This window comes from Sinomonas sp. B1-1 (genome assembly GCF_050474465.1).
Lineage (GTDB): Bacteria > Actinomycetota > Actinomycetes > Actinomycetales > Micrococcaceae > Sinomonas > Sinomonas flava.
In genome coordinates, this window is the sequence record NZ_JBCHVF010000009.1 from 13,209 (window position 1) to 33,147 (window position 19,939).

The following is a 19,939-nucleotide window of genomic DNA, read 5'->3' on the forward strand; positions in this document are numbered from 1 at the left end:
ACGTGGCGTGCGTCGCGAGCAGGGGACCAAGGTGTCACTCCCGCTCCCGGATGGTGAGCGTCCCCGCGAGGTCGAGGTCCGCCTGGGTGCCGGGATAGCCGGACTGGGCGATGAGGATCGCGCCGAACGCGGCAGCCCAGAACGTGCGCACCTCGCGCCGTGAGGACCGTTCGATCCGCCATCCGTGCCGTTCCAGGCTGCGCTCGAGGTAGCGCTCGGACATCCGGAACAGGAGGCTCAGGTGCCCCTTGACGACGGCGCCGAGCTGGGGCTTCGCGCGCGCCACGGCGAGGGCGTTGATCACCACGGGCAGGGACGGCGTGACGAGCACCGTCCGCGCGATCGCCCGGCGGAAGGCGGCCGCCGTCGTCATGCGCGAGCCTGCGCCCTCGATCCGTCCGGCGTCGCGGAGCATGAGCGCGAACGCGGCGTGGATGAACAGGGAGTCCTTGGAGCCGAAGTGGTAGGTGATCTGGTTCGGGTACACCCCGGCCGCACCGGCGATCTCGCTCACCGTGACGGCATCGGCCGGGCGCGCGGCGAAGAGTCCTGCGGCCGCGTCGATGATGCGCCGACGCGTCCTGGCCCCGCGGCCCCGTGGGGGCGCGGGGGTGTAGCGATGTGACGAGACTTCGACCGAACCCATGCTGGAATTGTATGCTGTACAACGCCGACGATTTTGTATCGCATACAACGGTGCGCGAGCGTCGTCGGCGGGGATGGGGAAGGCGTGCCAATGACTGAGATCGTCATCACGGGTATGGGGGCGACCACCCCGCTGGGCGGCACCGTCTCCGAGCTCTGGGACGGCATGCTCGCCCTGCGCTCGGGCGTCCGCAGCCTCGCCGGCTTCGACGACAGCCTCCCGGTCCGCATCGCGGCATCCCTCGCCGTCGAGCCCGAGGCCGCGATGCCGCCGGTCGAGGCCAGGCGCCTCGACCGCAGCCAGCAGGCGGCCGTCATCGCTGCGCGCGAGGCGTGGGCAGACGCGGGCGCGCCGGCGGTCGACGGCGACCGGCTCGCCGTCGTGATCGGCACCGGGATCGGCGGGGTCACCACGCTCCTGGCCCAGGACGACGTCCTCGAGGCCTCCGGTGCCCGGCGCGTCTCCCCGCGCACCGTCCCGATGCTCATGGCCAACGCCGCCGCCGCGCAGCTGTCGATCCAGTTCGGCGCCCGCGCCGGCGCCTCCGCCCCCGCCTCGGCCTGCGCTTCCGGCGCGGAGGCGATCGTCCAGGCCGCGCGCCTCATCGAGTGCGACGAGGCGGACGTCGTGATCGCCGGCGGGGCGGAGGCGGCCATCACGCCCCTGACCATTGCGGGCTTCGCGCAGATCGGTGCCCTCTCCAAGGCCGGGGGGGACCCCGAGGCGGCCTCGCGCCCGTTCGACGCGAACCGCACGGGCTTCGTGCTCGGCGAGGGCGCCGGCGTCGTGATCCTCGAGCGGGCGGACCACGCCCGGGCGCGCGGGGCCAGGGCCCGCGCCGTGCTCGCCGGCTACGGCATCACGGCGGACGCCTTCCACATCACGGGCACCGACCCCGCGGGCCTGGGCCAGGTCAAGGCGATCCGGAAGGCCCTCGCCAAGGCCGGCGTGGCGCCGTCGGACGTCCAGCACGTCAATGCCCACGCGACCGGCACCCAGGTCGGCGACGTGAGCGAGGCCATCGCCGTGCGCGAGGCCCTCGGCGACAGCGTCGCCGTCACTGCGCCCAAGGGAGCGCTCGGCCACCTGGTCGGCGCCGCCGGCGCGGTGGAGGCGATCATCACGGCCAAGACGATCCAGGAAGGCGTCATCCCGGCCACCCGGAACCTGGACGACCTGGACCCGGCCATCGGGCTCGACGTCGTGGCGGGCGCCGCCCGGGAGGCCCGCGTCGACGCCGCGGTCAGCAACTCGTTCGGCTTCGGCGGCCACAACGTGAGCCTCCTGCTGACACGCGCCTGAGGGTTCGCCTCCTGACGTCTTCCGCGGTGCGCACGGACCGCGTTAGGCTCAGCGCCATCCCGCGTGCTGGGCGCGAGATGAATCCTTGGGGGGACTGTGCCACTCGCGTCCATGCACCACCGTGCCCTATTCCGGCGGGCCGGGCGCCGCTGGCCACGCCGACTGGCTGCAGCGGCGGCGGCCATCGTCCTCATCGCGACCGGCGTCGGAACCGTCCCCGCCTCGGCCCAAGTCAATGCCGCGTCACCGCCTCGTCTCCTGGACGTGCGCGTCACGTCACCGGCCGTGCTGACTCCGGGGCAGTCCCTGACCATCGACTTCACGCTCAGCCAGGCGGCCGACTACGTCGAATTCTCGGTGGACGGCCTTGAGAGCCCGGAGTACCTCAGGGCGACATCCGGTCCGGTCTCCGGCTCCGGCCCGTTCACCGGGCGGGCCGTGCTGCCGGTGGACGCGGACCAGGGGCATCTCAAGTGGTCCGGTGCCTACTCGATCACACGCGTCAGGGTCGGATACGCCAAGGCCTTCCTCGGTTACCTCAACGGCCAGCAGTACTGGTACAACGCGACGGCAGACTACGCCCGTGACGGCAGCTGTCAGCAGAGCGAAGCCGGCTATTGCCTGCCGGGATACGCCTACGGGACGACCACATTCACGGTCGACGCCCCGGCCTACCGCATCAGCGACAATGCGAACCTGACGCCCCCGGCGATCGTGGGCACTCCCGGCTACGGCGAGACCATCAGCCTCGTCGACGCCACGTGGGCGGCCGGCAAGAGCGGACGCAAGACGTACTTGCGTGACGGGGTCGAGGTTGACCACCCGGACTGGGTCGTCGAGGAGGACATCGGCCATGACCTGAGCGTGCATCTCGAGTCGTTCGCCGAGGGCTACCGTCCCGCGGGCGCGACCTCAGCGCCGGTCAGAATCACTTCACCCATCACGGCGTCTCCGGCACGGCTCACCGGGCGTGCCGTGGTCGGCCAGAGGGTGACGGCAGCCTTCGACGAGTCGAGCGTCGCCGTGACCCCACCGCAGCCGTTCACCGTCTCGTACAAGCTCAACTACCAGCCGGCGACGCCCGACCAGTTCGCCCACACCCTCGCGGCCCGGGACGCCGGCAGGAAGTACCGGCTCGAGGCGATGGTGACGACGACGGGGACGCCGAGCGCCCAGCGGCCCTTCTCGGCGACCACGCCCGGCATCGTTCGCTACAAGGTGGCAGGCGAGGGGTTCGACGCCGGCTTTGCGCCCGACATCTTCGCCCGCGACGCCGGGGGCAGGCTGCTGCTGTACCCGACGGACGGGGTGGGCCGCTGGCTCCCGGCCAGGACGGTCGGCGTCGGGTGGGACGTGTTCGACCTCGTCCTCAACGTGGGCGACTTCGACGGCGACGGCAACGGCGACGTGCTGGCCCGCGACACCTCGGGGAACCTCTTCCTCTACCCCGGCGACGGCCACGGCGATTGGCTTCCCCGCCGCCAGATCGGCTGGGGCTGGAACGAGTGCGGTGCCATCGTCCCGGTCGGGGACTTCGACGCCGACGGGATCAACGACCTCCTGTGCCGGGCCACTGACGGCGGGCTCGTCTTCTTCCCCGGCCAGGGCGACGGCACCTTCCGCCCCACAAGGGGGTACTCGGTCAACCGGCTCCACACCGCTGCCACCCCCGGCTGGTACAACCCGCTTATTGGAGATGGCTGGAACAGCCTGAGCCAGGTCTTCTCCCCCGGGGACTTCGACGGCGACGGCAGGAACGATGTCCTCGCGCGCGACGCCGGCGGGCAGCTCCTGCTGTTCCGCGGCGACGGGAAGGGCGGCTGGCTCAGCGACCGCGCGACGGTCGTCGGCTGGGGCTGGGGCGGCATGGCCCGGATCGGAGGTGCGGGAGACTTCGACGGCGACGGCACCCAGGACGTGTGGGCGGTCGACGGCGGCGGCAGGCTTCTCGTCTACTTCGGCAACGGCCGCGGCGGGTGGCGGGGCAGCGCCGTCGTGGGTACCGGGTGGAGCGGGTTCACCTCCGTCTTCTAAGGAGGCGAGTAGGACAGATACTGTCCGCATCCCGCGCCATGATGGAGCCATGAACGACACGACCCAGCGTGTGCTGAGCCTGCTCAACCTGCTCCAGTCGCGCCCCGTGTGGACCGGGACGGAGCTCGCCGAGCGGCTCGGCGTGACGACGCGGAGCATCCGCCGGGACGTCGAGCGGCTGCGCGAGCTGGGCTACCCGGTCCGGGCCGAGCACGGCACCGGCGGCGGGTACCAGCTCGGCGCGGGCAAGGCCCTGCCGCCGCTGCTGCTCGACGACGAGGAAGCCGTCGCGGTCGCCGTGAGCCTGCGGCTGGCGGCGGGCGGGACCGTCACAGGCCTCGGCGAGGCGGCCGTCCGCTCGCTCGCGAAGCTCGACCAGGTGCTGCCGGCGCGGCTGAGGGCCGAGGTCAAGGGCGTCATCGAGGCGACCGTGAGCCTCGACAGCCCCGTCACCGCCGTCGATGCCGACGTCCTCGTCGCGCTGGCCCGCGCCATCCGCACCCCCGAGCGGGCGACGTTCGACTACACGAAGGCGTCCGGCGAACGCTCCGAGCGGCGCGTCGAGCCGTACCGCCTCGTCGCGGCCGCGCGCCGCTGGTACCTCATGGCCTGGGACCTCGACCGCGCGGACTGGCGCACCTTCCGCCTCGACCGCATGGCCGCCGCCCGCGGCACCGGCTGGCGGTTCACGCCGCGGGACGCGCCCGACGCCGTCGAGTACGTCCAGGCCTCGATCACCCAGGCGCCCTACCAGTACGTGGCCAAGGTGCGCATCCACGCGCCCGCCCACGAGGTCGCCGAACGCGTGCCCTCGACGATTGCGGTGGTCGAGCCGGACGGTGACCACGCCATCCTCACCGCCGGCGCGGACGACCTCGACTATGTGGCGTACCACGTGGTGCGGCTGGGCTGGCCCGTGAGCGTGATCGAGCCGCCGGAGCTGCGCGAGGCCATGCGGACCCTGGGCGAGAAGCTCACGGCCGCGGGCGCGTAGGCGCCGGCACGAGGGGTAGGGCACTATGCGTCAGCCGGCCTTCAGTTCTCCGGCGCCACGAGCCCGGCGAGGAACGCCGGGAAGCGCCATCCGGCGAAGAACCCAAGCGCCTCGATCCACGAGGCCTCGTCCGCCGGACCCGCCGACGGGCCGAACATCGTGACCGATTCGACGAACACGGCGAGCCGGTCCGCTACCCCGGTGAGCCGCGAGGCCGCGGCGGCCAGGTCGCCGTCGTCCGCCCGGCCGGCGCGCACCGCCTCGGCGAGATGCAGGCGGCAGGGGGCGGCGGCGTCGTGCGCCGGCGAAGTAGGCCCGTCGCCGAGGCACGCCGAGCACGCGAGCTCGGCCCAGGCGTCTGCGGTGAGCGAACACCAGCGCCGGCTGTGGCGGAGCGGGTTGGCCTCGGCCGCGAGGGCAGCGCTGTTGGAGTTGGCGTAGCCGATGGCGAACCCCTCCTTGGGCGGGGAGTCGAGCTGGGTGCAGATCAGGCAGCGGCGGGCCGGGACCAGGACCGCGTCCGGTCGGCGCCCCCAGCCGCGCGGCTGGGCGAGCCGATGGCCCAGCCCACGCGCCAGGTCCTCGTAGAGCACGCTGACATCGAAGGGGACGTGGCCCGCGCGGTCGCCCACGCCTGCCTCCCACAGCTCGATCTCGACCACGGCATAGCCCCACGTGTGGCGGGGGCAGAAGCCCAGCGACTCGCGCATCCAGGCCCGCATCGACGGGATCTGGATGGCGCCGTGCACGAACGACCACAGGAGCCGGACCTCCTCCGTGGTCAGGCGCAGCGGAGCGGCCGGGAGCAGGACCTGAGCTGTCCGGATTGCCATGGCGCCTCCTCGCTGATTGTCGCACGGCGTGCTGACAGGCGTCAGTGCTGCACCCCTCCCGGCACAGGCCCTGGGACGCTAGCGTGGCCCCATGAGCGATCAGCCTGCAGACCTGACCGAGCCAGCCAACGGCAGGCACACCACGAACGGGACGCCGCACGGTTCAACCTCCCTGACGCCGTTCATCGTGGTTGACGGAGCCGCCGCCGCGATCGGGTTCTACGAGACGGTCTTCCGCGCGAAGGCCCTCTCCCGGACCGAGTTCCCCGGGCCGGATGGGACGATGATCGTGGCGCACGCGGTCCTCGACTTCGGCAACGGCCGCCTCGAGCTCGGCGACCCGAACCCGGAGTACCACCTCGTTCCGCCGCCCGCCGGTGACGACGACTGCTTCTCCCTCGCGGTCTACGTCCCCGACGTGGATGCCGCCGTGGAGCGGGCCGTGGTCGCCGGGGCAACGGTGCGCGAGCCCGCGGCCGTCTTCGTCTCGGGGGACCGCTTCGCGAGCATCCGCGACCCCTTCGGCATCCGCTGGTCCGTGATGACCCGCGTCGAGGACCTCTCCGACGAGGAGGTCAAGGCCCGCGTCGACGCGTGGGCCGCGACGATGGGCGGCTGAGGCTGGTTCGGCCGCTTCGGCAGGGCGGAGTGCATGGGGCGAGTTCGGCGGCACACGGGGTGATCTCGAGTGCACACGGGGTGACTTCGGCGGCACAGGGGGTGACTTCGGGCTACGGCTCGAACCGCACCGGGTCCCAGTCCAGGACGTGCGGCTCGGCGAGGCCTTCGGTGACGAAGGGATCCCCGGCGACGAACCGCTCGGCGTCCTGCCGGGAGGTGAAGAGGCCCATCGACGAGGCCGTCGGGTCCGGGGTCAGGAAGGGCCCGAGCGCCACGAGCCCGCCGCCGTCGGCCCTGAAGGACTGGTAGTACGCCTGGTGCCGCGGGTACACCTCGAGGATGCGGGCCCGGTCGACTCCTTCGCGGACCCTGTACAGCACAACGGATTCCATGCCGGGATCTTAGCCCTCGGCGGGCGTCCGGCGGCCGGCCCCGCGCGGGTCAGCTCATGCTGCCCGCCGGTGCTGGGACGACTCCCTGTCGTCCGTCCTGCCGGAGCCGTTCGAGCCGTCGGAACCTGCCTCTTCGTCCTGCTGCTCGCGCAACCACGCAAGCAGGTGTTCGTGGACGACGGCGCGCCGCTTCACTGTCCTCATCCTTCCTGTCGTGCCCCTCGGGGCGGTGTTGAATACTGTTTCCCGCTGGGCCGGCGCTCAATCGCGCTAGATGGCGTTCCACCCGTTGTCCGAGGCGAGGACCACTCCGTTGATGTTCGTCGCGTCCCTGCTCAGCAGGAAGGTGATGCTCGCTGCAACCTCGTCAGCCTGGGCCGCTGGCGGAAGCACCACACCGAAGAGCGGCGCGATGGTCTCCTTCGCGAGCTCCGAGTCCATCGGCGCCTCGATGTGGGTGATCGTGGCGCCGGGAGCGACTGCATTGACCCGGATGCCCCTACGCCCGTACATGAACGCGGCGCTCTTCGTCAGGCCGTTCACCGCGTGCTTCGACGCCGTGTAGGCCGCGCCTGCCGCCGAGCCGCGCAGCCCCGCCTCGGACGACACGTTGACGATGGAGCCGTGCCCGGCCTCGAGCATGAGGGGCAGCACGGCGCGCGAGAGGCGCACGATGGCGGTCACGTTGACCGCCATGACCCGTTCCCAGATCTCGTCCGGCAGTTCGTGCAGGCCGTGGAAGTGGTCCATGATCCCCGCGACGTTCGCGAGCCCGTCGACCCTGCCCCCGGCCGCGGCGACGACCGCCTTCACGGCGTCCTCCGTGCTGATGTCCCCGGCGACCGGGACGAGGCCGAGGTCAGGGTTCTCGGCGAAGAGCTCCTCGAGGCGCTCCCGGCTCACATCGCTCGCGATGACACGCCCGCCCTCTCTGGCGACCCTCAGCGCCGTCGCACGCCCGATGCCCGAGCCCGCGCCGGTGACGATGACCGTCTGGCCGTCGAAGCGGCCAGGGGTGATGACTTCCTGCCATGCGGACACGCTGGCGCCTCCTACTCGGGCAGTGCGGGCGCGGCCGGGAAGTCGAACTCGGTGCGCGCGTAGCGGTTGAAGTAGTTGTTGAAGAGGTTGCCCATGATGTGGGCGAAGGCCTCGGCGAGGTCGTCCTCGGTCCAGCCGGCGTCCAGGGCTGCCTGCCAGACCCCGTCGGACACGTCGCCGGTGTTGGCCGATGCGTCACGGACGAGCGCGGTCATGGCGGCGAGCTTCGGGTCCCACGTGACCTTCCCGGCCCGGATCGCGATCATCTCCTCGTCCGTCCACCCCGCCCGCCGGCCCGATCTGGTGTGGGACGCCTCGCAGTACTCGCAGCCGTTCTGGTTGGCCATCGCGAGGGCGATCGCCTCGCGGGTCTTCGCGTCGAACGTGCCGTGGTCCTTGAGGGCCTGGTTCTTGCCGAGGTAGATGTCGAAGACGGCCTGGTTGTGGGCCAGTTCCCCGAGCATGTGGCTCAGGCGGCCCACACTGCCGGCGATCTGGGCGACCGCTTCGCGGGCCTCGGCGGGGACGTCTTCACGGGTGTGGACTCGGATGCGCGCCATGGGATCAGGGTTGCACCGGGCCGCGCCGCCCAACAGGGCCGAACGGCTCGCTCTTCCGCGTCGCCCGCGCGGGATGCGGCCCCGTCAGCAGGGGGCGACGGCCTCGCAGGGGTCGGCGCCCGGGTCGGCGGCGTGGACCGCCCGTGCGAGGCGGGCCAGCAGCGCGCGGAGGGCTGCGCCGTCGTCCGCCGGGAACCCGGCCAGGAGCGCCGCCTCGGCAGCCGCGACCTGCTCCTCGAGCCGCGCGAGCTGTGCCCGGCCCTCACCGGTGGCCACGACCTTGCGGGCGCGGCGATCACCGGGGGCCGGGATCCGTTCGATGAGCCCGGCGTCGGCCAGCCCGTCGAGCAGGTAGGTGAGGACGGTCCGGTCGATCGCGAGGTGGGCGCCGAGGGCCTGCTGGTTCGGCAGGTCGTAGTGGACCACGGCCGAGAGGATCTGGAACCCGCGCACGCCGCCCGGCGCATCGCCGATCGCTGCCTCGAAGCGCGCCTGGTACCCGCGCAGGACCATGGCGAGGTTCCACCCGAGCTCGCCGGGAACCGTGGACAGGTCGGGGGCGGTGGCGCTCATGTGATCCATCATACCGGCGGGAATGTTGCGGCATAGATCTTCTGTTGAAAAGATCATCTGTAGTTCGACGTACATTGGAGGCGGCATCAGCATGGAGCAGCGCATCAGGACCGTCGGCATCCTGGGGGCCGGGCGCGTGGGGACGGCCCTGGCGCGAGAAGCCCTCAAGGCCGGGTACGAGGTCCGGATCGCCACCGCCAAGCCGGTCGAGGAGATCGAGCTCATCGTCGAGATCATCACGCCGGGCGCAATCGCCGTGGCTGCCGCCGATGCCGCAGCGTCCGACCTCGTGGTCCTCGCCGTGCCCCTGCACAGGTACTCGACCCTCGACGCCGCCGCGCTTGCGGGCCGGGTCGTCGTGGACGCGATGAACTACTGGGAGCCCACCGACGGCGCCATGCCCGAGATGCACGCGGGGCGCGGCACGTCCGAGGTGGTCCAGGACTTCCTCTCCGGCTCGTCCGTGGTCAAGACCCTCAACCACATCGGCTACCACGACCTCGAGTCGGACGGCCGCCCCGCCGGCACCCCGGACCGCCGAGCGCTCGCCGTCGCCGGCGACGACGAGTCCGCGCGCGCCGTCGTCCTCGGGTTCGTCGAGGCGCTCGGGTACGACGCCGTGGACGCCGGCCCCCTCGCCGCCGGGCGCGCCTTCGAGCCGGGCACCGAGATCTTCGCCGGCGCGCACGACGCCGCCGGGCTGGGTGAGGCGCTCGGCCGTGCGGCCACCGGTGCCACCGCCCCGGCAGCGGTGTAGCCCTTCACTGCCGGCGGCGTGGCCCCGCACAATGGCTGGATGACGACTTCGGAGGCGGACGACCGGCGCAGCGGCGGGGCCGCCTCCATGTCGGTGGACACGGGCGCGCTGACCACGGCCATCGTCGCCGCTGGTGCCTCCTTCTTCGCCCAGCCCGGGGACTGGACCTTCCTCTCGGTGGTCCTCGGGGCCGCCTTCCTGCTGATCCTCCTGGCCTACCACCGGCCCCAGCGGGGCGCCCGGACTGTCCAAGGCGTCTTCGTGCGCGCAGCGTTCGCCGGGACGGTGGCCCTCTCGCTGTGCATCATCGCGGGCCTCCCGCTTCAGCTCGCGGCCGAGAACGCCGGCATGACCAACGAGGCGCACGCGGCGGCCGACGCCGTGACGGAGTGGGTCAGCTGGGCCTGGGTCCCGGTCACGGCTGTGGTCTTCTGGCTTGAGCCCCGGATCGCCCGGGCGCTTGCGTCGACTCGTTCGGAACGGCGCGACAGGGCCTAGTCATTCCTTCACATGGGCTGCTCGGAACTCGGGCGGAACCGCTTCCTGGAGGACCCAACGGTTTCCGTCGGGATCCGCGAAGTAGGCGAACTGGACGCCGCCAAGGTTCTGGATTTCGCTGATCTCCGCACCCCGCCTGTGGAGCTCCGCGCGGACTGTGGCGAGGTCCTGCACCACGAGCTGGAGGCCTTCGAGGTTGCCGGGAGCCATGCTGGTCATCCCTGTGCCGATGACGATCGACGTGGGGGAGCCCGGCGGCGTCAGCTGCACGACCCGCATCCCGGGAATGTGCTCCACGTCGTGGTCCACGTTGAAGCCCAGCGTCTCCATGTAGAAGGACTTCGACGCCTCGACGTCCGCCACGGGCACCTGCACTACTTCGAGTCGCATCTCCACGGCCACACGCTACCCCGCGAGGCCGGCGACGGCGACCACCATCGGCCGGCCCTGGCCGGGCTCGGGCTCCATGTCGACGAGCGCGAGCTGGGTCAGGCGCAGCGGATCACCCTCGGACGCGGCCCCGCGCCTGGTGGCCGTGATGTGCGGCCGGAAGCCGTTGCCCGCGTAGTCCGGCCTGCGGAAGGTCGGGACGTGGATGTCGAGCTCGTCGACGAAGACGCTGTGCAGGGCCCGGAGCGCGGGCGAGTCGACGAGGGCAACGGGAGTGTCGTGCTTCGGGCCGAAGAGCTCCGGCGTTCCCGCGGACGCCTCGATCGGCGCGGTGCGCGCCGCCACCGCGGCCATGCTGTCCGCGAGCTGCGCCGCGGCCGCCCACGTCGAGAAGACCGGCATGACGGTGATGTGCAGCGGCCAGTCGCGCACCGCGTAGCGCTCGCCGACGGCCATGGGCGTCAGGGGCAGGACGATCGCGAAGCGGTGCACGCATCGATCGTAGGCGCCTCTAGTCTGGCCCTATGACCACACAGACTCCCTCCGCTCCGGTGCGGGTCGCCGTCCACGGCGAGACGCTTCCCTTCCTCACCCGTGCGATCGAGGCGGGCGGAGGCGCCGTCGTCGGGCTCGACGGGGATCCAGAGGTCCTCGTCCTGGACCACGGCAACCCCAAGCACGAGCTCAAGGCGGTCCTCGACGCGACCCCGTCCGTACGCTGGGTCCAGCTTCCCTCCGCCGGGATCGAGGCCTATGCGGACGCCCTCGCCGCCCACCCCGAGAAGGTGTGGACGAGCGCGAAGGGCGCCTACGCCAAGCCCGTCGCCGAGCACGCCCTCGCGCTCACCCTCGCTCTCCTGCGCGAGCTGCCCGCGCGCATCCGCGCCCGCTCCTGGGCGCCCGCGACCGGCACGTCGCTGCACGGGCTCCGCGCCGTCGTGATCGGCGCCGGCGGGGTTGGCCTGGAGATCCTGCGGCTGTTCCGGGCCTTCGACGTCGAGGTCGACGTCGTGCGGCGCACCGCGGCACCCGTGCCCGGCGCCAGGAGCACGACCACAGCGGACCGCCTCGCCGACCTCCTGCCCGAGGCCGACGTCGTGGTGGTCGCCGCCGCGCTCACGTCCGGGACGTCGAAGCTCATCGGCGCGGACGAGCTGGCCGGCATGAAGCCGACCGCGATCCTGGTGAACATCGCCCGCGGAGGGCTCGTGGACACCGACGCCGTCGTCGAGGCCCTCCGCGCCGGCACGATCGCGGGGGCGGCCCTGGACGTCACCGACCCCGAGCCGCTCCCGGACGGCCACCCGCTCTGGGACGAGCCCCACGCCATCATCACCCCGCACGCCGCGGACACCATCGAGATGATCCGGCCGCTCCTCGGGGAGCGCGTCGCCGAGAACGTCCGGCGGTTCGCCGAGGGCCAGGAGCTGGAGGGGCTTGTGGACGCCGCCGCCGGGTACTGACGCCCGCGCCGCACCGGCCGCCCGCGGCCGGCGAGGATCAGCCGAAAGGTGGAGGCCGGCGTCGTGAGTCGCCTGCGAGGATGGAAGGGTGACTTCCCTGAACACGGAACCGGCCACCGGCGCCGGCATCGCCGCCACGCCCCGATCCCTCTACCGCACCCTGGCCCTCGCCGAGATGGCGACCTGGACCCTGCTCATCCTCGGCATGGTCCTGAAGTACGCGCTGAAGGCGGGGGACTGGCCGGTCCAGGTCGCAGGGATGGTCCACGGGGTTGTCTTCGTCTCCTATGCGGTGACGGCGGCCCTCGTCGGGGTGAACCAGCACTGGCCTCTGGGCCGGATCGCCGGCGCGGTCGCGACCGCGGTGGTGCCGTATGCGACGTACCCGTTCGACCGCTGGCTCGAGCGCCGCGGCCACCTCGAGGGCGGGTGGCGCCGCGAGCGCACGGACGACCCCCGCGACAGCTCGTGGGCCAGCGGCGTCCTGCGTGCCCTGCTGGCCCACCCGGTCGCGCTCGCGGCAGGGCTGGCTGTGGCGGTCGCGGCGATCGTGGCGGTGCTGCTGTTCCTCGGCCCGCCCACCCAGTGGGGCCGGTGACGGGTCCGGGCGTGCAGATCTGCATCATTCGGAGGCTCATTCGGCCCGAAACGGCCCCGTGGCGCCCTGAGTTGTGCAGATTGTGACAGCGTGGACCTAGTGGGCGTGCTGGGAGCCCGTCCCAGCGCCTGCTGACCCAGCTGCACCCGCTGCCGCAGCGGGAGAGCTCCCGTCGGCCACGACGAACTGCCCCATCATCCCCTGGTCCTCGTGCGTGAGCAGGTGGCAGTGGAACATGTAGGGGTGCTGGGCGTCGGCGTATTTCGGCATGCGGAACGCGAGCCGGTTCCGCTCGCGCGGCATCAGCGGGATGGTGTCCTTCCAGCCCGCGCGCTCGGGCGGCGGCGCCGCGCCGTCGATGTCCAGCAGCCGGAACTGCACCCCGTGGATGTGCAGGTTGTGCTGGAACGCGTTGACGTTGTCCACGTACCAGACCTCGGCGCCGCCGGGCGCGGCGGTGAAGTCGATCCGGTTCATGTCCATGGTCTTGCCGTTGATCTGCCGGCCGCTGAACGTGAAGGACCGGGACGTCGCGACGCGGGTGTCCGGCGCCGCGGCCAGCTCGGCGAGCGTCGCGGGCAGCGCGGCCGACGGCGTCAGGGTTGCCGCGGCGTCCAGGCGCACGACGTCGAACTCGCGCCCGCCGCCGAACGCGTCCGCGGGGTTCACCCGCCCCAGCTCCGGCGCGAACGACTTCAGCATAACCGACTCGCCGGGCGCCATCTCGACGACGATCTCGGCCCGTTCCGCAGGGGAGAGCTGCACGGCGTCGAGCTCGAGCGGCGTGGCGAGCAGGCCGCCGTCGGACGCGACCATGTGGAACCGGCGGTGGTCGGCGAAGCCGAACCGGAACCAGCGGCCCGCGCTCGCGTTGAGGATGCGAAGCCGCACGCGCTGGGTGGCGACAGGCAGGACGGCGCCGAGGACCCCGTTGGCGGCGATCGAGTTGCCCAGGGTGCCGATCGAGTTGCCGGACGAGTCGAAGGTGATCCTGCCGCTCGAGTCGAGGCGGCGGTCCTGGACGATGAGCGGGATGTCGTCCACCCCATATTCGTGGGGGAGGCCGGCTGCGCCCCACGTGGGCGGCGCCGCCTCGTCGACGAGGAAGAGCCCCGCGAGCCCGAGGCCCACCTGCTTCTCGGTGTTCCCGTGCGGGTGGGGGTGGTACCAGAGCGTCGCGGCGGGCTGGTCGAACGTCCACTCAGGGGACGCCGTGGCTCCCGCGGCGATCATGGCGTGCGGTCCGCCGTCGGCCGCGGCCGGCAGCTGGACGCCGTGGAAGTGGACCGTGGTCTCCTCGGTGAGCCGGTTCTCGACGACGACGCGGACCTTCTCGCCCCGTGACGCCCGCAGCGTGGGGCCGAGGTAGGCGCCGTTGTAGCCCATGGTGTCGGCCGCCTTGCCGGCGACGAACTCGTGGGTGCCCGCCTGTGGCGCCAGATGGAACGTCCTCACGGGGGACCCGCCCGCGGAGTCGAGCGTGCCGGCGTCGAGCGGCGGGATCGGCAGCTTCGCGCCGAACTCGACCTTCGGGACGTCCTCTGGGGCGGCGCAGGCGGCCAGGGACGGGGCGAGGGGAGCGAGCACGACGGCGGCCGCGGAGGCGCGCAGGAAGTGGCGGCGGGAAAGGGGCACGCCTTCTAGGGTAGGCCGCGCGGGGGGACGGCTACATTGGGGCTTATGGCATCTGATGTGGACGAGACCCCCGAGTCGCCCATCGTCGGGGAGGCCGCGACCGTCGTCGTGCTTCGCGAGGGCGCGGCGGGAGTCGAGGTCCTGCTCCTCGAGCGGCCCCATTCCGGCTCGTTCGCGGGCGCCTGGGTCTTCCCGGGCGGGAAGGTGGACCCCGAGGACGGCGACGGCGACGCCGGGCTGCGCCGGGCTGCCGTGCGCGAGACGCTCGAGGAGACGGGGCTCGTGCTCGAGCCGGCCGGGCTCGTCCCGCTCTCCCACTGGATTCCGCCGATCGGCGCGCCGAAGCGGCTTCGGACCTGGTTCTTCCTCGCGGGCCATCCGGGTGGGGACGTGGTGCTCAACCCCGGCGAGCACGTGGGGTCCGAGTGGATGACGCCGGAGGCGGCGCTCGAGCGGCACGGCGCCGGCGGCGTCGTGCTCGTCCCGCCCACCTGGCTGACGCTGCACAGGCTCCTCGGGGCTCGAGGCGTCGACGAGGCGCTGGCGCGGGCCGGCGGCGACGGCTTCGAACGGTACTTCAGCCATCCCCTGCGCGGGGACGATGGCGTGCGCGCGGTCATGTGGTCCGGCGACGCCCAGTACGACGACGCCTCGGCGGTCGGGGACGCCCGGCACCGGCTGTGGATCGACGCCCTGCCCTGGCGTTACGAACGCAGTAAAGTGTGAATGACTCTTTTCAAGTATGACCTGCGCCACTAGTCTCGTTTCGTGCCCCGGCGCCACTGGGGCGGAGGTAGGGCCGGAAGCGTCGCGCACCCGCGCTTCCGGCGGGACGAAAGGCAGATCATGCACCGATCCATCCGCAGGTCCGCGCTGTGTGCGGGCCTGGCTGCGGGCATCGCGCTCGCCGGCACCCTCCCAGCCATCGCAGCACCTTCGGGCACGACGGCGGCGACGTCGCCGACCGCTCTGCCCAGTGCAGCCCAGGCCGGGAGCCAGAACTACCTTGTGCTCTACAAGTCCGGCGGCAAGGCTGCCGGCAAGTCCCTTGACGCCATCGCCAAGGCCGGGGGAACGCTCGTGCAGGACTACAGTGCCATCGGCGTCGCTGTGGTGAGCTCGGCGGCGTCGGACTTCTCGGCCAAGCTCCGCGCTGCGGATCCGAGCGTCGACGCGTCGTCGTCGACGGCGTCGTTCGGCGTGGCGCTCAAGGGCGACGCCGACTCCGCGGCAGCCGCCGATCCCATCCTGCCGCCGACGCCGGCACCCGGAGCAGACAGCCTCTCCGGGCTCCAGTGGGACATGGACCAGATCCATGCACCCGAGGCCCGGTCGATCAGCGGCGGCAGCACGTCGGTGGTGGTCGGTGACATCGACACGGGCCTCGACTACACGCACCCGGACCTCGCGCCGAACGTCGACTTCTCCAAGAGTGCCTCGTGCGTCGGCGGTGTCCCCAACCAGACCCCGTCCGCCTGGATGGATGACAACGGGCATGGCACCCACACGGCCGGCACGATCGCGGCCGCGAAGAACGGCGTGGGCATCGTGGGTGTGGCCCCGAACGTGAAGCTTGCCGGGATCAAGGCCGGGAACGCGGACGGCCTCTTCTTCCCCGAGGCCGTGGTGTGTTCCTTCATGTGGGCCGCCGAGCACGGCATCCAGGTGACGAACAACAGCTACTTCGCCGATCCGTGGTACTTCAACTGCAAGAACGACCCCCAGCAGAAGGCCATTTGGGAGGCCGAGCGGCGGGCCATCAAGTATGCGCAGTCCAAGGGGACGACCGTCGTGGCGGCTCTGGGCAACTTCTCCGATGACCTGGCCCACCCGACGCAGGACGTGCAGAGCCCTGATGACACCACGCCGGTCACGCGGGACGTCACGAACGCCTGCGCCGTGGTGCCCACGGAGGTCGCCGGTGTGATCGGCGTGACCGCGGACGGAAGCAAGGGCTTCAAGTCGTACTACTCGAACTACGGCTCGGGCGTGGCCGACGTCATGGCCCCGGGTGGTGACCGCAAGAATGTTGCCGCCGGGGTCGTCAACGGCCGTGTCCTGTCGACGTACCCCGCAGCCCTCGCCGGTGGGTGCGGGACCAACAAGGTCGTCGACGCCTCGGGCGCCACCTACTGCTACCTCCAGGGCACCTCGATGGCGTCGCCCCACGTGGCAGGCGTCGCGGCCCTCGTGGTCAGCTCCGGCGTGACGAGCCCAGGTGCCGTCGCGGCCCGTATCGGCGGCACCGCCGACGCTGTGCCCTGCCCGACGGACATGTCGGTATATGCAGCCAACCCGTCGGTCGACAACGGCGCGCCCCAGACCTGCACGGGCGGCGCGGGCTACAACTCGTTCGCCGGCAAGGGCCGCGTCAACGCCTTGGCCGCGATCGGCGGCTAGCCCCACCAAACGACTGCTCCGTAAGTGTCCTTTTGGGGGCTCGGAACGACACTTACGGAGCAGTCGATGGGGCGGGTCAGCCGCGGTGGGCCTCGAGCGCTCCCCGGACCACCGGCGCCAGCCGGCGCACTCCCTCGCGGATCTGCTCCGGCGTGACCCCGGAGAAGGCCAGTCGGAGCTTGCTGCTGGTGCCGTCCGACGGGGTGAACGCGGCGCCCGGGATGAACACGACCCCAGCCTCGATCGCCTTGTACAGCAGCGGGTACGTGTCGATCCCCTCGGGCAGGGTGACCCACACGAAGAAGCCGCCGTCCGGCGTCGTCCACGTCGCCTCAGGCGGGAAGTGCTCGGCGAGCGCTTCGAGCATGGCCGAGCACCGCTCGGCGTAGGTGGCCCGGGATTCGGCGAGGTAGCCGCGCCAGTCGAAGGTCCTGAAGAACTCGGTCACGATGAGCTGGTTGAGCGTGGACGGGCACAGGACCACGGCCTCGGCGGCGAGGTAGAAGCGGCGGTACAGGTGCCTGGGCACGAGCGCCCAGCCGAGCCGCACCCCGGGGGAGAAGATCTTCGAGAACGAGCCGCAGTAGATGACGTCGTCCGGGTTGTCGGCGCGCAGCGGCGGGAGCGGGTGCCCGTCGAAGCGCAGCATGCCGTAGGGGTTGTCCTCGAGGACCAGGATGTTGTGCGCGCTGCAGATGTCCACGATCCGCTGCCGCCGCTCCGCCGCAAGCGTGATCCCGGACGGGTTGTTGAAGCTCGGGATCGTGTAGAGGAGCTTGATGCGCTTGCCCTCCGCCTCGAGCTCTGCGATGCGCGATTCGAGGTGCGCGGGGATGAGCCCGTCGTCGTCCATGAAGACCGACTCGACCTGCACCTGGTAGGCCTCGAACGTGTTGAGCGCGCCGACATAGGTGGGGTCCTCGACGAGCACCACGTCGCCCGGGTTGCAGAAGACCTTCGCCGCGATGTCCTGCGCGGACTGGGATCCGGTGGTCACGACGACGTCCTCCGCCGAAGCGCCCACGATCCCTTCCTCGGCCATGATCTCGCAGATGAGCTCGCGCAGCGCCAAGGTCCCCTTTCCGCCGCCGTAGTGCAGCGCCTCCATGCCGTGCTCGACGATGACCCGCGAGGCGGTTTCCGCGACAAGCTCGAGCGGCAGCTTCGACAGGCTCGGGGAACCGCCGGCCAGCGAGACGAGCCCGGGCTGGATCGAGATGTCGAAGACGTCCCGCACGGCCGACTGCTTGATGTTGTAGGCGCGCTCGGAGAAGAGGGCCTCGTGGCGGTGGCTCGCCTGCGCACGTTCAAGGGCTGTCTGGGTCTCGGCGGTCAGCTCGTCCCCGAGCTCCGCAGGCCGCGAGGCGGCGATGTCCTGTGAAGTCACGCACACATCCTAGCCCGCATGTTGCCAGATATGCACCCTCTGTTGTCTAGGTGAGCTTCCCGGGCGCGCACGACGGCGGCGACGCACCCGAGCGTGGGGGCGTCGCCGCGGTGGATGGCTGGCGTCAGCGTCAGTGGCGTCCGGTGATGTCGCGCGCAGCGTCCTTGATGTGCTCGCCGGCCTGCTTGAGCCCGGCCTTGGCCTGTTCCGCCTGTCCCTCGGCTTCCAGGTCCGGGTTGTCGGTTGTCCTGCCGACGTTCTCCTTGACCCTGCCGGTGACTTCGGTGGCCTTGTTCTGGATCTTGTCTCCGAGGCCCATGGCTTCTCCTTTCCCTCTCATTCGAGCTTCTCGCTCACCGTTTGACAACGGCGTTACGACAACGGCGGCACACCCGGGGGGAGGGTGCGCCGCCGTAGTCATTCGCGCTTTCCTGATCGAGCCCAGCGGCGATCAGGCCAGTCGCGGTCTTGTTTGGGTCAGGCGTGATGACGACGACGCGTGACCATCCCGTAGATCGCCAGGACGATGATCGAGCCGACGATCGCCACCAGCCACGTCTGGATGCTCCAGAACTCCTGGAGGCCGATCCCGAAGACCGCGCTTCCGATCCAGCCGCCCAAGATGGCGCCGACGACGCCGAGAAGCATCGTAATGAGGATGCCGCCGCCCTGCCGGCCCGGCATGATGGCCTTCGCGATGGCTCCGGCGATCAGCCCGAGGATGAGGAATGCGAGAATGCCCATAGTGTTGCTCCTTGTCGTGAGGTCCTGACGTCAGTGAAGCGACAGATCAGTGGCCAGTCACGTCTTTTGCAGCATCCTTGATGTGCTCGCCGGCCTGCTTGACCCCGGCCTTGCCCTGGTCAGCCTTGCCCTCGGCCTCAAGATCCCTGTTGTCGGTGGCGTCGCCGACGCCTTCCTTGGCCTTGCCCTTGAGCTCTTCGGCCTTGTTCTCGAACTTGTCTCCCAGACCCATAGCCGTTCTCCTCCCTGAGCGAGGGGCAATCTGCCCCTCTTTGGGTTGTGCAGCCCGAGGTTTCTGGAGCACCCCGGCGCTCAGACCTGTGTTTCCCGAACGCTGGCTGAGCCAAACAAACGTTGTTGCAGGATGAGCTGCATGATGGCGGCCCAGTGTGTGGTGGATCCCCCACGGGGAAAGAAGGAGGCATGAAGCCTCTCACGATGGATACGACGGCAGCTGCCGTCTCAGTCAGCCCCGAGGCCGACAGCACGGTCACGGTCAGCACGGCGGCGGCCGGGAACTCGGCCTCCATTCCGCCGGAGCCGCAGCCGCCCAGCCAGCCTCCCGAGCCCGGGCCCGAGCCTGGGGGTCCTGAGCCGGGGCCGAGCACCTTCCCGCCCATCGACCCGGACGCCGAGCCCATGCCGCAGCCGGGCCAGCCCTCACCCGGGGGTCCCGTGCCGGGGCAGCCGCCAGGCGCTCCACAGCCCCCGGGCCGCGAGCCTGGCCTCGACCCGTTCGACACGCAGACTGGATCGGGCCGGCTGAGCGCGCCGCCGGCCGATCGGCCAGGCGACAGGGGCCCCGGGCCGGAGAGGGGCGATCCGGACCGCGACCCGATCGAACGTCCTGTTGTTCCGGGCAGCGGGGAGCCCGACGCGCCCGACGGGCCGCCGCGGGACCCTGACTCGCCCCAGCCGGGCGCGCCCGAGGACCCCTATGCCCCGGTGGCGCTCCCGCCCGACTCGAAGGATCCGCTGCATCCCGACGGCGAGAAGCCCTGAGGCGCTTCTCCAGGCTCCTGAGCGGGAATTGCCCAAGGGCGAGGGAAGGGGCTGGGACCGGCGAACCGG

Annotated in this window: 25 protein-coding genes; 11 read left to right on the forward strand and 14 right to left on the reverse strand. The window is 71.4% G+C overall.

Annotation, left to right across the window (positions count from 1 at the left end):
- Positions 1-34: 34 nt before the first annotated feature.
- Positions 35-646, reverse strand: a complete 612-nt coding sequence (locus tag ACQ5BE_RS13015) for a TetR/AcrR family transcriptional regulator C-terminal domain-containing protein (RefSeq protein ID WP_430297402.1) — start codon at positions 644-646, stop codon at positions 35-37.
- A gap of 90 nt (positions 647-736) precedes the next feature.
- On the opposite strand from ACQ5BE_RS13015, the gene ACQ5BE_RS13020 reads away from it, so the two are divergent.
- The 3 genes from ACQ5BE_RS13020 (at position 737) to ACQ5BE_RS13030 (ending at position 4,976) form a co-directional block, all read left to right on the forward strand.
- Positions 737-1,948 (forward strand): beta-ketoacyl-[acyl-carrier-protein] synthase family protein, encoded by a 1,212-nt coding sequence (locus tag ACQ5BE_RS13020; RefSeq protein ID WP_430297403.1) that lies wholly within the window; start codon positions 737-739, stop codon positions 1,946-1,948.
- 111 nt (positions 1,949-2,059) lie between these two features.
- The gene (locus tag ACQ5BE_RS13025; protein WP_430297404.1) at positions 2,060-3,982 is read left to right on the forward strand and encodes an FG-GAP repeat domain-containing protein; all 1,923 of its coding nucleotides are present in this window, start codon (positions 2,060-2,062) and stop codon (positions 3,980-3,982) included.
- A gap of 49 nt (positions 3,983-4,031) precedes the next feature.
- Positions 4,032-4,976, forward strand: a complete 945-nt coding sequence (locus ACQ5BE_RS13030) for a helix-turn-helix transcriptional regulator (RefSeq protein WP_430297405.1) — start codon at positions 4,032-4,034, stop codon at positions 4,974-4,976.
- 41 nt (positions 4,977-5,017) lie between these two features.
- On the opposite strand, the gene ACQ5BE_RS13035 is transcribed toward ACQ5BE_RS13030, so the two are convergent.
- Entirely contained in the window at positions 5,018-5,809 is a 792-nt protein-coding gene (locus ACQ5BE_RS13035) for a hypothetical protein (RefSeq protein WP_430297406.1), read from the reverse strand.
- 91 nt (positions 5,810-5,900) lie between these two features.
- Here ACQ5BE_RS13035 and ACQ5BE_RS13040 point away from each other — a divergent pair, with 91 nt between their 5' ends.
- Positions 5,901-6,428: a VOC family protein gene (locus ACQ5BE_RS13040; RefSeq protein WP_430297407.1), complete on the forward strand. Its 528-nt coding sequence runs from the start codon at positions 5,901-5,903 to the stop codon at positions 6,426-6,428.
- Positions 6,429-6,540: 112 nt separating this feature from the next.
- Here the strand turns inward: ACQ5BE_RS13040 and ACQ5BE_RS13045 are convergent, their stop codons facing one another.
- The 5 genes from ACQ5BE_RS13045 to ACQ5BE_RS13065 all read right to left on the reverse strand — a co-directional run bounded on the left by ACQ5BE_RS13045 (position 6,541) and on the right by ACQ5BE_RS13065 (position 8,996).
- Positions 6,541-6,822: a YciI family protein gene (locus ACQ5BE_RS13045; protein ID WP_430297408.1), complete on the reverse strand. Its 282-nt coding sequence runs from the start codon at positions 6,820-6,822 to the stop codon at positions 6,541-6,543.
- A 54-nt stretch (positions 6,823-6,876) separates the two neighbouring features.
- Positions 6,877-7,017 carry a hypothetical protein gene (locus ACQ5BE_RS13050; protein WP_430297409.1) on the reverse strand — a complete coding sequence of 47 codons (141 nt, stop codon included), beginning with the start codon at positions 7,015-7,017 and terminating at the stop codon, positions 6,877-6,879.
- A 75-nt stretch (positions 7,018-7,092) separates the two neighbouring features.
- A complete protein-coding gene (locus tag ACQ5BE_RS13055) occupies positions 7,093-7,863 on the reverse strand; it encodes an SDR family NAD(P)-dependent oxidoreductase (RefSeq protein ID WP_430297410.1) in 771 nt (256 codons plus the stop codon).
- Positions 7,864-7,874: 11 nt separating this feature from the next.
- Entirely contained in the window at positions 7,875-8,423 is a 549-nt protein-coding gene (locus tag ACQ5BE_RS13060) for a carboxymuconolactone decarboxylase family protein (protein ID WP_430297411.1), read from the reverse strand.
- Positions 8,424-8,507: 84 nt separating this feature from the next.
- On the reverse strand, positions 8,508-8,996 hold the full coding sequence (locus ACQ5BE_RS13065; RefSeq protein WP_430297412.1) for a MarR family winged helix-turn-helix transcriptional regulator: 489 nt from the start codon (positions 8,994-8,996) through the stop codon (positions 8,508-8,510).
- A 91-nt stretch (positions 8,997-9,087) separates the two neighbouring features.
- On the opposite strand from ACQ5BE_RS13065, the gene ACQ5BE_RS13070 reads away from it, so the two are divergent.
- Positions 9,088-9,753, forward strand: a complete 666-nt coding sequence (locus tag ACQ5BE_RS13070) for an NADPH-dependent F420 reductase (RefSeq protein WP_430297413.1) — start codon at positions 9,088-9,090, stop codon at positions 9,751-9,753.
- A 39-nt stretch (positions 9,754-9,792) separates the two neighbouring features.
- Positions 9,793-10,251 (forward strand): hypothetical protein, encoded by a 459-nt coding sequence (locus ACQ5BE_RS13075; protein ID WP_430297414.1) that lies wholly within the window; start codon positions 9,793-9,795, stop codon positions 10,249-10,251.
- Here the strand turns inward: ACQ5BE_RS13075 and ACQ5BE_RS13080 are convergent, their stop codons facing one another.
- Together ACQ5BE_RS13080 and ACQ5BE_RS13085 are read right to left on the reverse strand one after the other, a co-directional pair.
- Positions 10,252-10,647 (reverse strand): VOC family protein, encoded by a 396-nt coding sequence (locus ACQ5BE_RS13080; RefSeq protein ID WP_430297415.1) that lies wholly within the window; start codon positions 10,645-10,647, stop codon positions 10,252-10,254.
- A gap of 9 nt (positions 10,648-10,656) precedes the next feature.
- A complete protein-coding gene (locus ACQ5BE_RS13085) occupies positions 10,657-11,133 on the reverse strand; it encodes a 2'-5' RNA ligase family protein (RefSeq protein WP_430297416.1) in 477 nt (158 codons plus the stop codon).
- A gap of 32 nt (positions 11,134-11,165) precedes the next feature.
- On the opposite strand from ACQ5BE_RS13085, the gene ACQ5BE_RS13090 reads away from it, so the two are divergent.
- Complete coding sequence (locus ACQ5BE_RS13090) at positions 11,166-12,104, forward strand: NAD(P)-dependent oxidoreductase (protein ID WP_430297417.1); 939 nt, start codon at positions 11,166-11,168, stop codon at positions 12,102-12,104.
- Between the two features lie 88 nt (positions 12,105-12,192).
- Positions 12,193-12,702 carry a DUF3817 domain-containing protein gene (locus ACQ5BE_RS13095; protein WP_430297418.1) on the forward strand — a complete coding sequence of 170 codons (510 nt, stop codon included), beginning with the start codon at positions 12,193-12,195 and terminating at the stop codon, positions 12,700-12,702.
- Positions 12,703-12,798: 96 nt separating this feature from the next.
- Here ACQ5BE_RS13095 and ACQ5BE_RS13100 read toward each other — a convergent pair whose 3' ends face one another.
- A complete protein-coding gene (locus ACQ5BE_RS13100; protein WP_430297419.1) occupies positions 12,799-14,337 on the reverse strand; it encodes a multicopper oxidase family protein in 1,539 nt (512 codons plus the stop codon).
- Positions 14,338-14,382: 45 nt separating this feature from the next.
- On the opposite strand from ACQ5BE_RS13100, the gene ACQ5BE_RS13105 reads away from it, so the two are divergent.
- Together ACQ5BE_RS13105 and ACQ5BE_RS13110 are read left to right on the forward strand one after the other, a co-directional pair.
- Positions 14,383-15,063 (forward strand): NUDIX hydrolase, encoded by a 681-nt coding sequence (locus tag ACQ5BE_RS13105; protein ID WP_430297420.1) that lies wholly within the window; start codon positions 14,383-14,385, stop codon positions 15,061-15,063.
- A 120-nt stretch (positions 15,064-15,183) separates the two neighbouring features.
- Positions 15,184-16,737, forward strand: coding sequence for a S8 family serine peptidase (locus tag ACQ5BE_RS13110; RefSeq protein WP_430297421.1), 1,554 nt, complete (start codon positions 15,184-15,186; stop codon positions 16,735-16,737).
- A gap of 76 nt (positions 16,738-16,813) precedes the next feature.
- On the opposite strand, the gene ACQ5BE_RS13115 is transcribed toward ACQ5BE_RS13110, so the two are convergent.
- The 4 genes from ACQ5BE_RS13115 to ACQ5BE_RS13130 all read right to left on the reverse strand — a co-directional run bounded on the left by ACQ5BE_RS13115 (position 16,814) and on the right by ACQ5BE_RS13130 (position 19,100).
- Positions 16,814-18,124 (reverse strand): PLP-dependent aminotransferase family protein, encoded by a 1,311-nt coding sequence (locus tag ACQ5BE_RS13115; protein WP_430297422.1) that lies wholly within the window; start codon positions 18,122-18,124, stop codon positions 16,814-16,816.
- 130 nt (positions 18,125-18,254) lie between these two features.
- Complete coding sequence (locus ACQ5BE_RS13120) at positions 18,255-18,443, reverse strand: CsbD family protein (RefSeq protein WP_344301088.1); 189 nt, start codon at positions 18,441-18,443, stop codon at positions 18,255-18,257.
- A 158-nt stretch (positions 18,444-18,601) separates the two neighbouring features.
- On the reverse strand, positions 18,602-18,868 hold the full coding sequence (locus tag ACQ5BE_RS13125) for a GlsB/YeaQ/YmgE family stress response membrane protein (protein WP_208710679.1): 267 nt from the start codon (positions 18,866-18,868) through the stop codon (positions 18,602-18,604).
- A gap of 46 nt (positions 18,869-18,914) precedes the next feature.
- Positions 18,915-19,100 carry a CsbD family protein gene (locus ACQ5BE_RS13130; protein WP_208710678.1) on the reverse strand — a complete coding sequence of 62 codons (186 nt, stop codon included), beginning with the start codon at positions 19,098-19,100 and terminating at the stop codon, positions 18,915-18,917.
- Positions 19,101-19,291: 191 nt separating this feature from the next.
- Here ACQ5BE_RS13130 and ACQ5BE_RS13135 point away from each other — a divergent pair, with 191 nt between their 5' ends.
- A complete protein-coding gene (locus ACQ5BE_RS13135; RefSeq protein WP_430297423.1) occupies positions 19,292-19,870 on the forward strand; it encodes a hypothetical protein in 579 nt (192 codons plus the stop codon).
- The last annotated feature ends 69 nt before the right edge of the window (positions 19,871-19,939 follow it).

Bases quoted from the DNA above. Each gene is read 5' to 3' on its own strand.
- ACQ5BE_RS13025 (WP_430297404.1), top strand. From the start codon at position 2,060: ATGCACCACCGTGCCCTATTCCGGCGGGCCGGGCGCCGCTGGCCACGC.
- ACQ5BE_RS13060 (WP_430297411.1), bottom strand. From the start codon at position 8,423: ATGGCGCGCATCCGAGTCCACACCCGTGAAGACGTCCCCGCCGAGGCC.
- ACQ5BE_RS13045 (WP_430297408.1), bottom strand. From the start codon at position 6,822: ATGGAATCCGTTGTGCTGTACAGGGTCCGCGAAGGAGTCGACCGGGCC.
- ACQ5BE_RS13120 (WP_344301088.1), bottom strand. From the start codon at position 18,443: ATGGGCCTCGGAGACAAGATCCAGAACAAGGCCACCGAAGTCACCGGC.
- ACQ5BE_RS13130 (WP_208710678.1), bottom strand. From the start codon at position 19,100: ATGGGTCTGGGAGACAAGTTCGAGAACAAGGCCGAAGAGCTCAAGGGC.
- ACQ5BE_RS13090 (WP_430297417.1), top strand. From the start codon at position 11,166: ATGACCACACAGACTCCCTCCGCTCCGGTGCGGGTCGCCGTCCACGGC.
- ACQ5BE_RS13040 (WP_430297407.1), top strand. From the start codon at position 5,901: ATGAGCGATCAGCCTGCAGACCTGACCGAGCCAGCCAACGGCAGGCAC.
- ACQ5BE_RS13070 (WP_430297413.1), top strand. From the start codon at position 9,088: ATGGAGCAGCGCATCAGGACCGTCGGCATCCTGGGGGCCGGGCGCGTG.
- ACQ5BE_RS13065 (WP_430297412.1), bottom strand. From the start codon at position 8,996: ATGAGCGCCACCGCCCCCGACCTGTCCACGGTTCCCGGCGAGCTCGGG.
- ACQ5BE_RS13075 (WP_430297414.1), top strand. From the start codon at position 9,793: ATGACGACTTCGGAGGCGGACGACCGGCGCAGCGGCGGGGCCGCCTCC.
- ACQ5BE_RS13135 (WP_430297423.1), top strand. From the start codon at position 19,292: ATGAAGCCTCTCACGATGGATACGACGGCAGCTGCCGTCTCAGTCAGC.
- ACQ5BE_RS13020 (WP_430297403.1), top strand. From the start codon at position 737: ATGACTGAGATCGTCATCACGGGTATGGGGGCGACCACCCCGCTGGGC.
- ACQ5BE_RS13035 (WP_430297406.1), bottom strand. From the start codon at position 5,809: ATGGCAATCCGGACAGCTCAGGTCCTGCTCCCGGCCGCTCCGCTGCGC.
- ACQ5BE_RS13030 (WP_430297405.1), top strand. From the start codon at position 4,032: ATGAACGACACGACCCAGCGTGTGCTGAGCCTGCTCAACCTGCTCCAG.
- ACQ5BE_RS13110 (WP_430297421.1), top strand. From the start codon at position 15,184: ATGCACCGATCCATCCGCAGGTCCGCGCTGTGTGCGGGCCTGGCTGCG.
- ACQ5BE_RS13015 (WP_430297402.1), bottom strand. From the start codon at position 646: ATGGGTTCGGTCGAAGTCTCGTCACATCGCTACACCCCCGCGCCCCCA.
- ACQ5BE_RS13125 (WP_208710679.1), bottom strand. From the start codon at position 18,868: ATGGGCATTCTCGCATTCCTCATCCTCGGGCTGATCGCCGGAGCCATC.
- ACQ5BE_RS13105 (WP_430297420.1), top strand. From the start codon at position 14,383: ATGGCATCTGATGTGGACGAGACCCCCGAGTCGCCCATCGTCGGGGAG.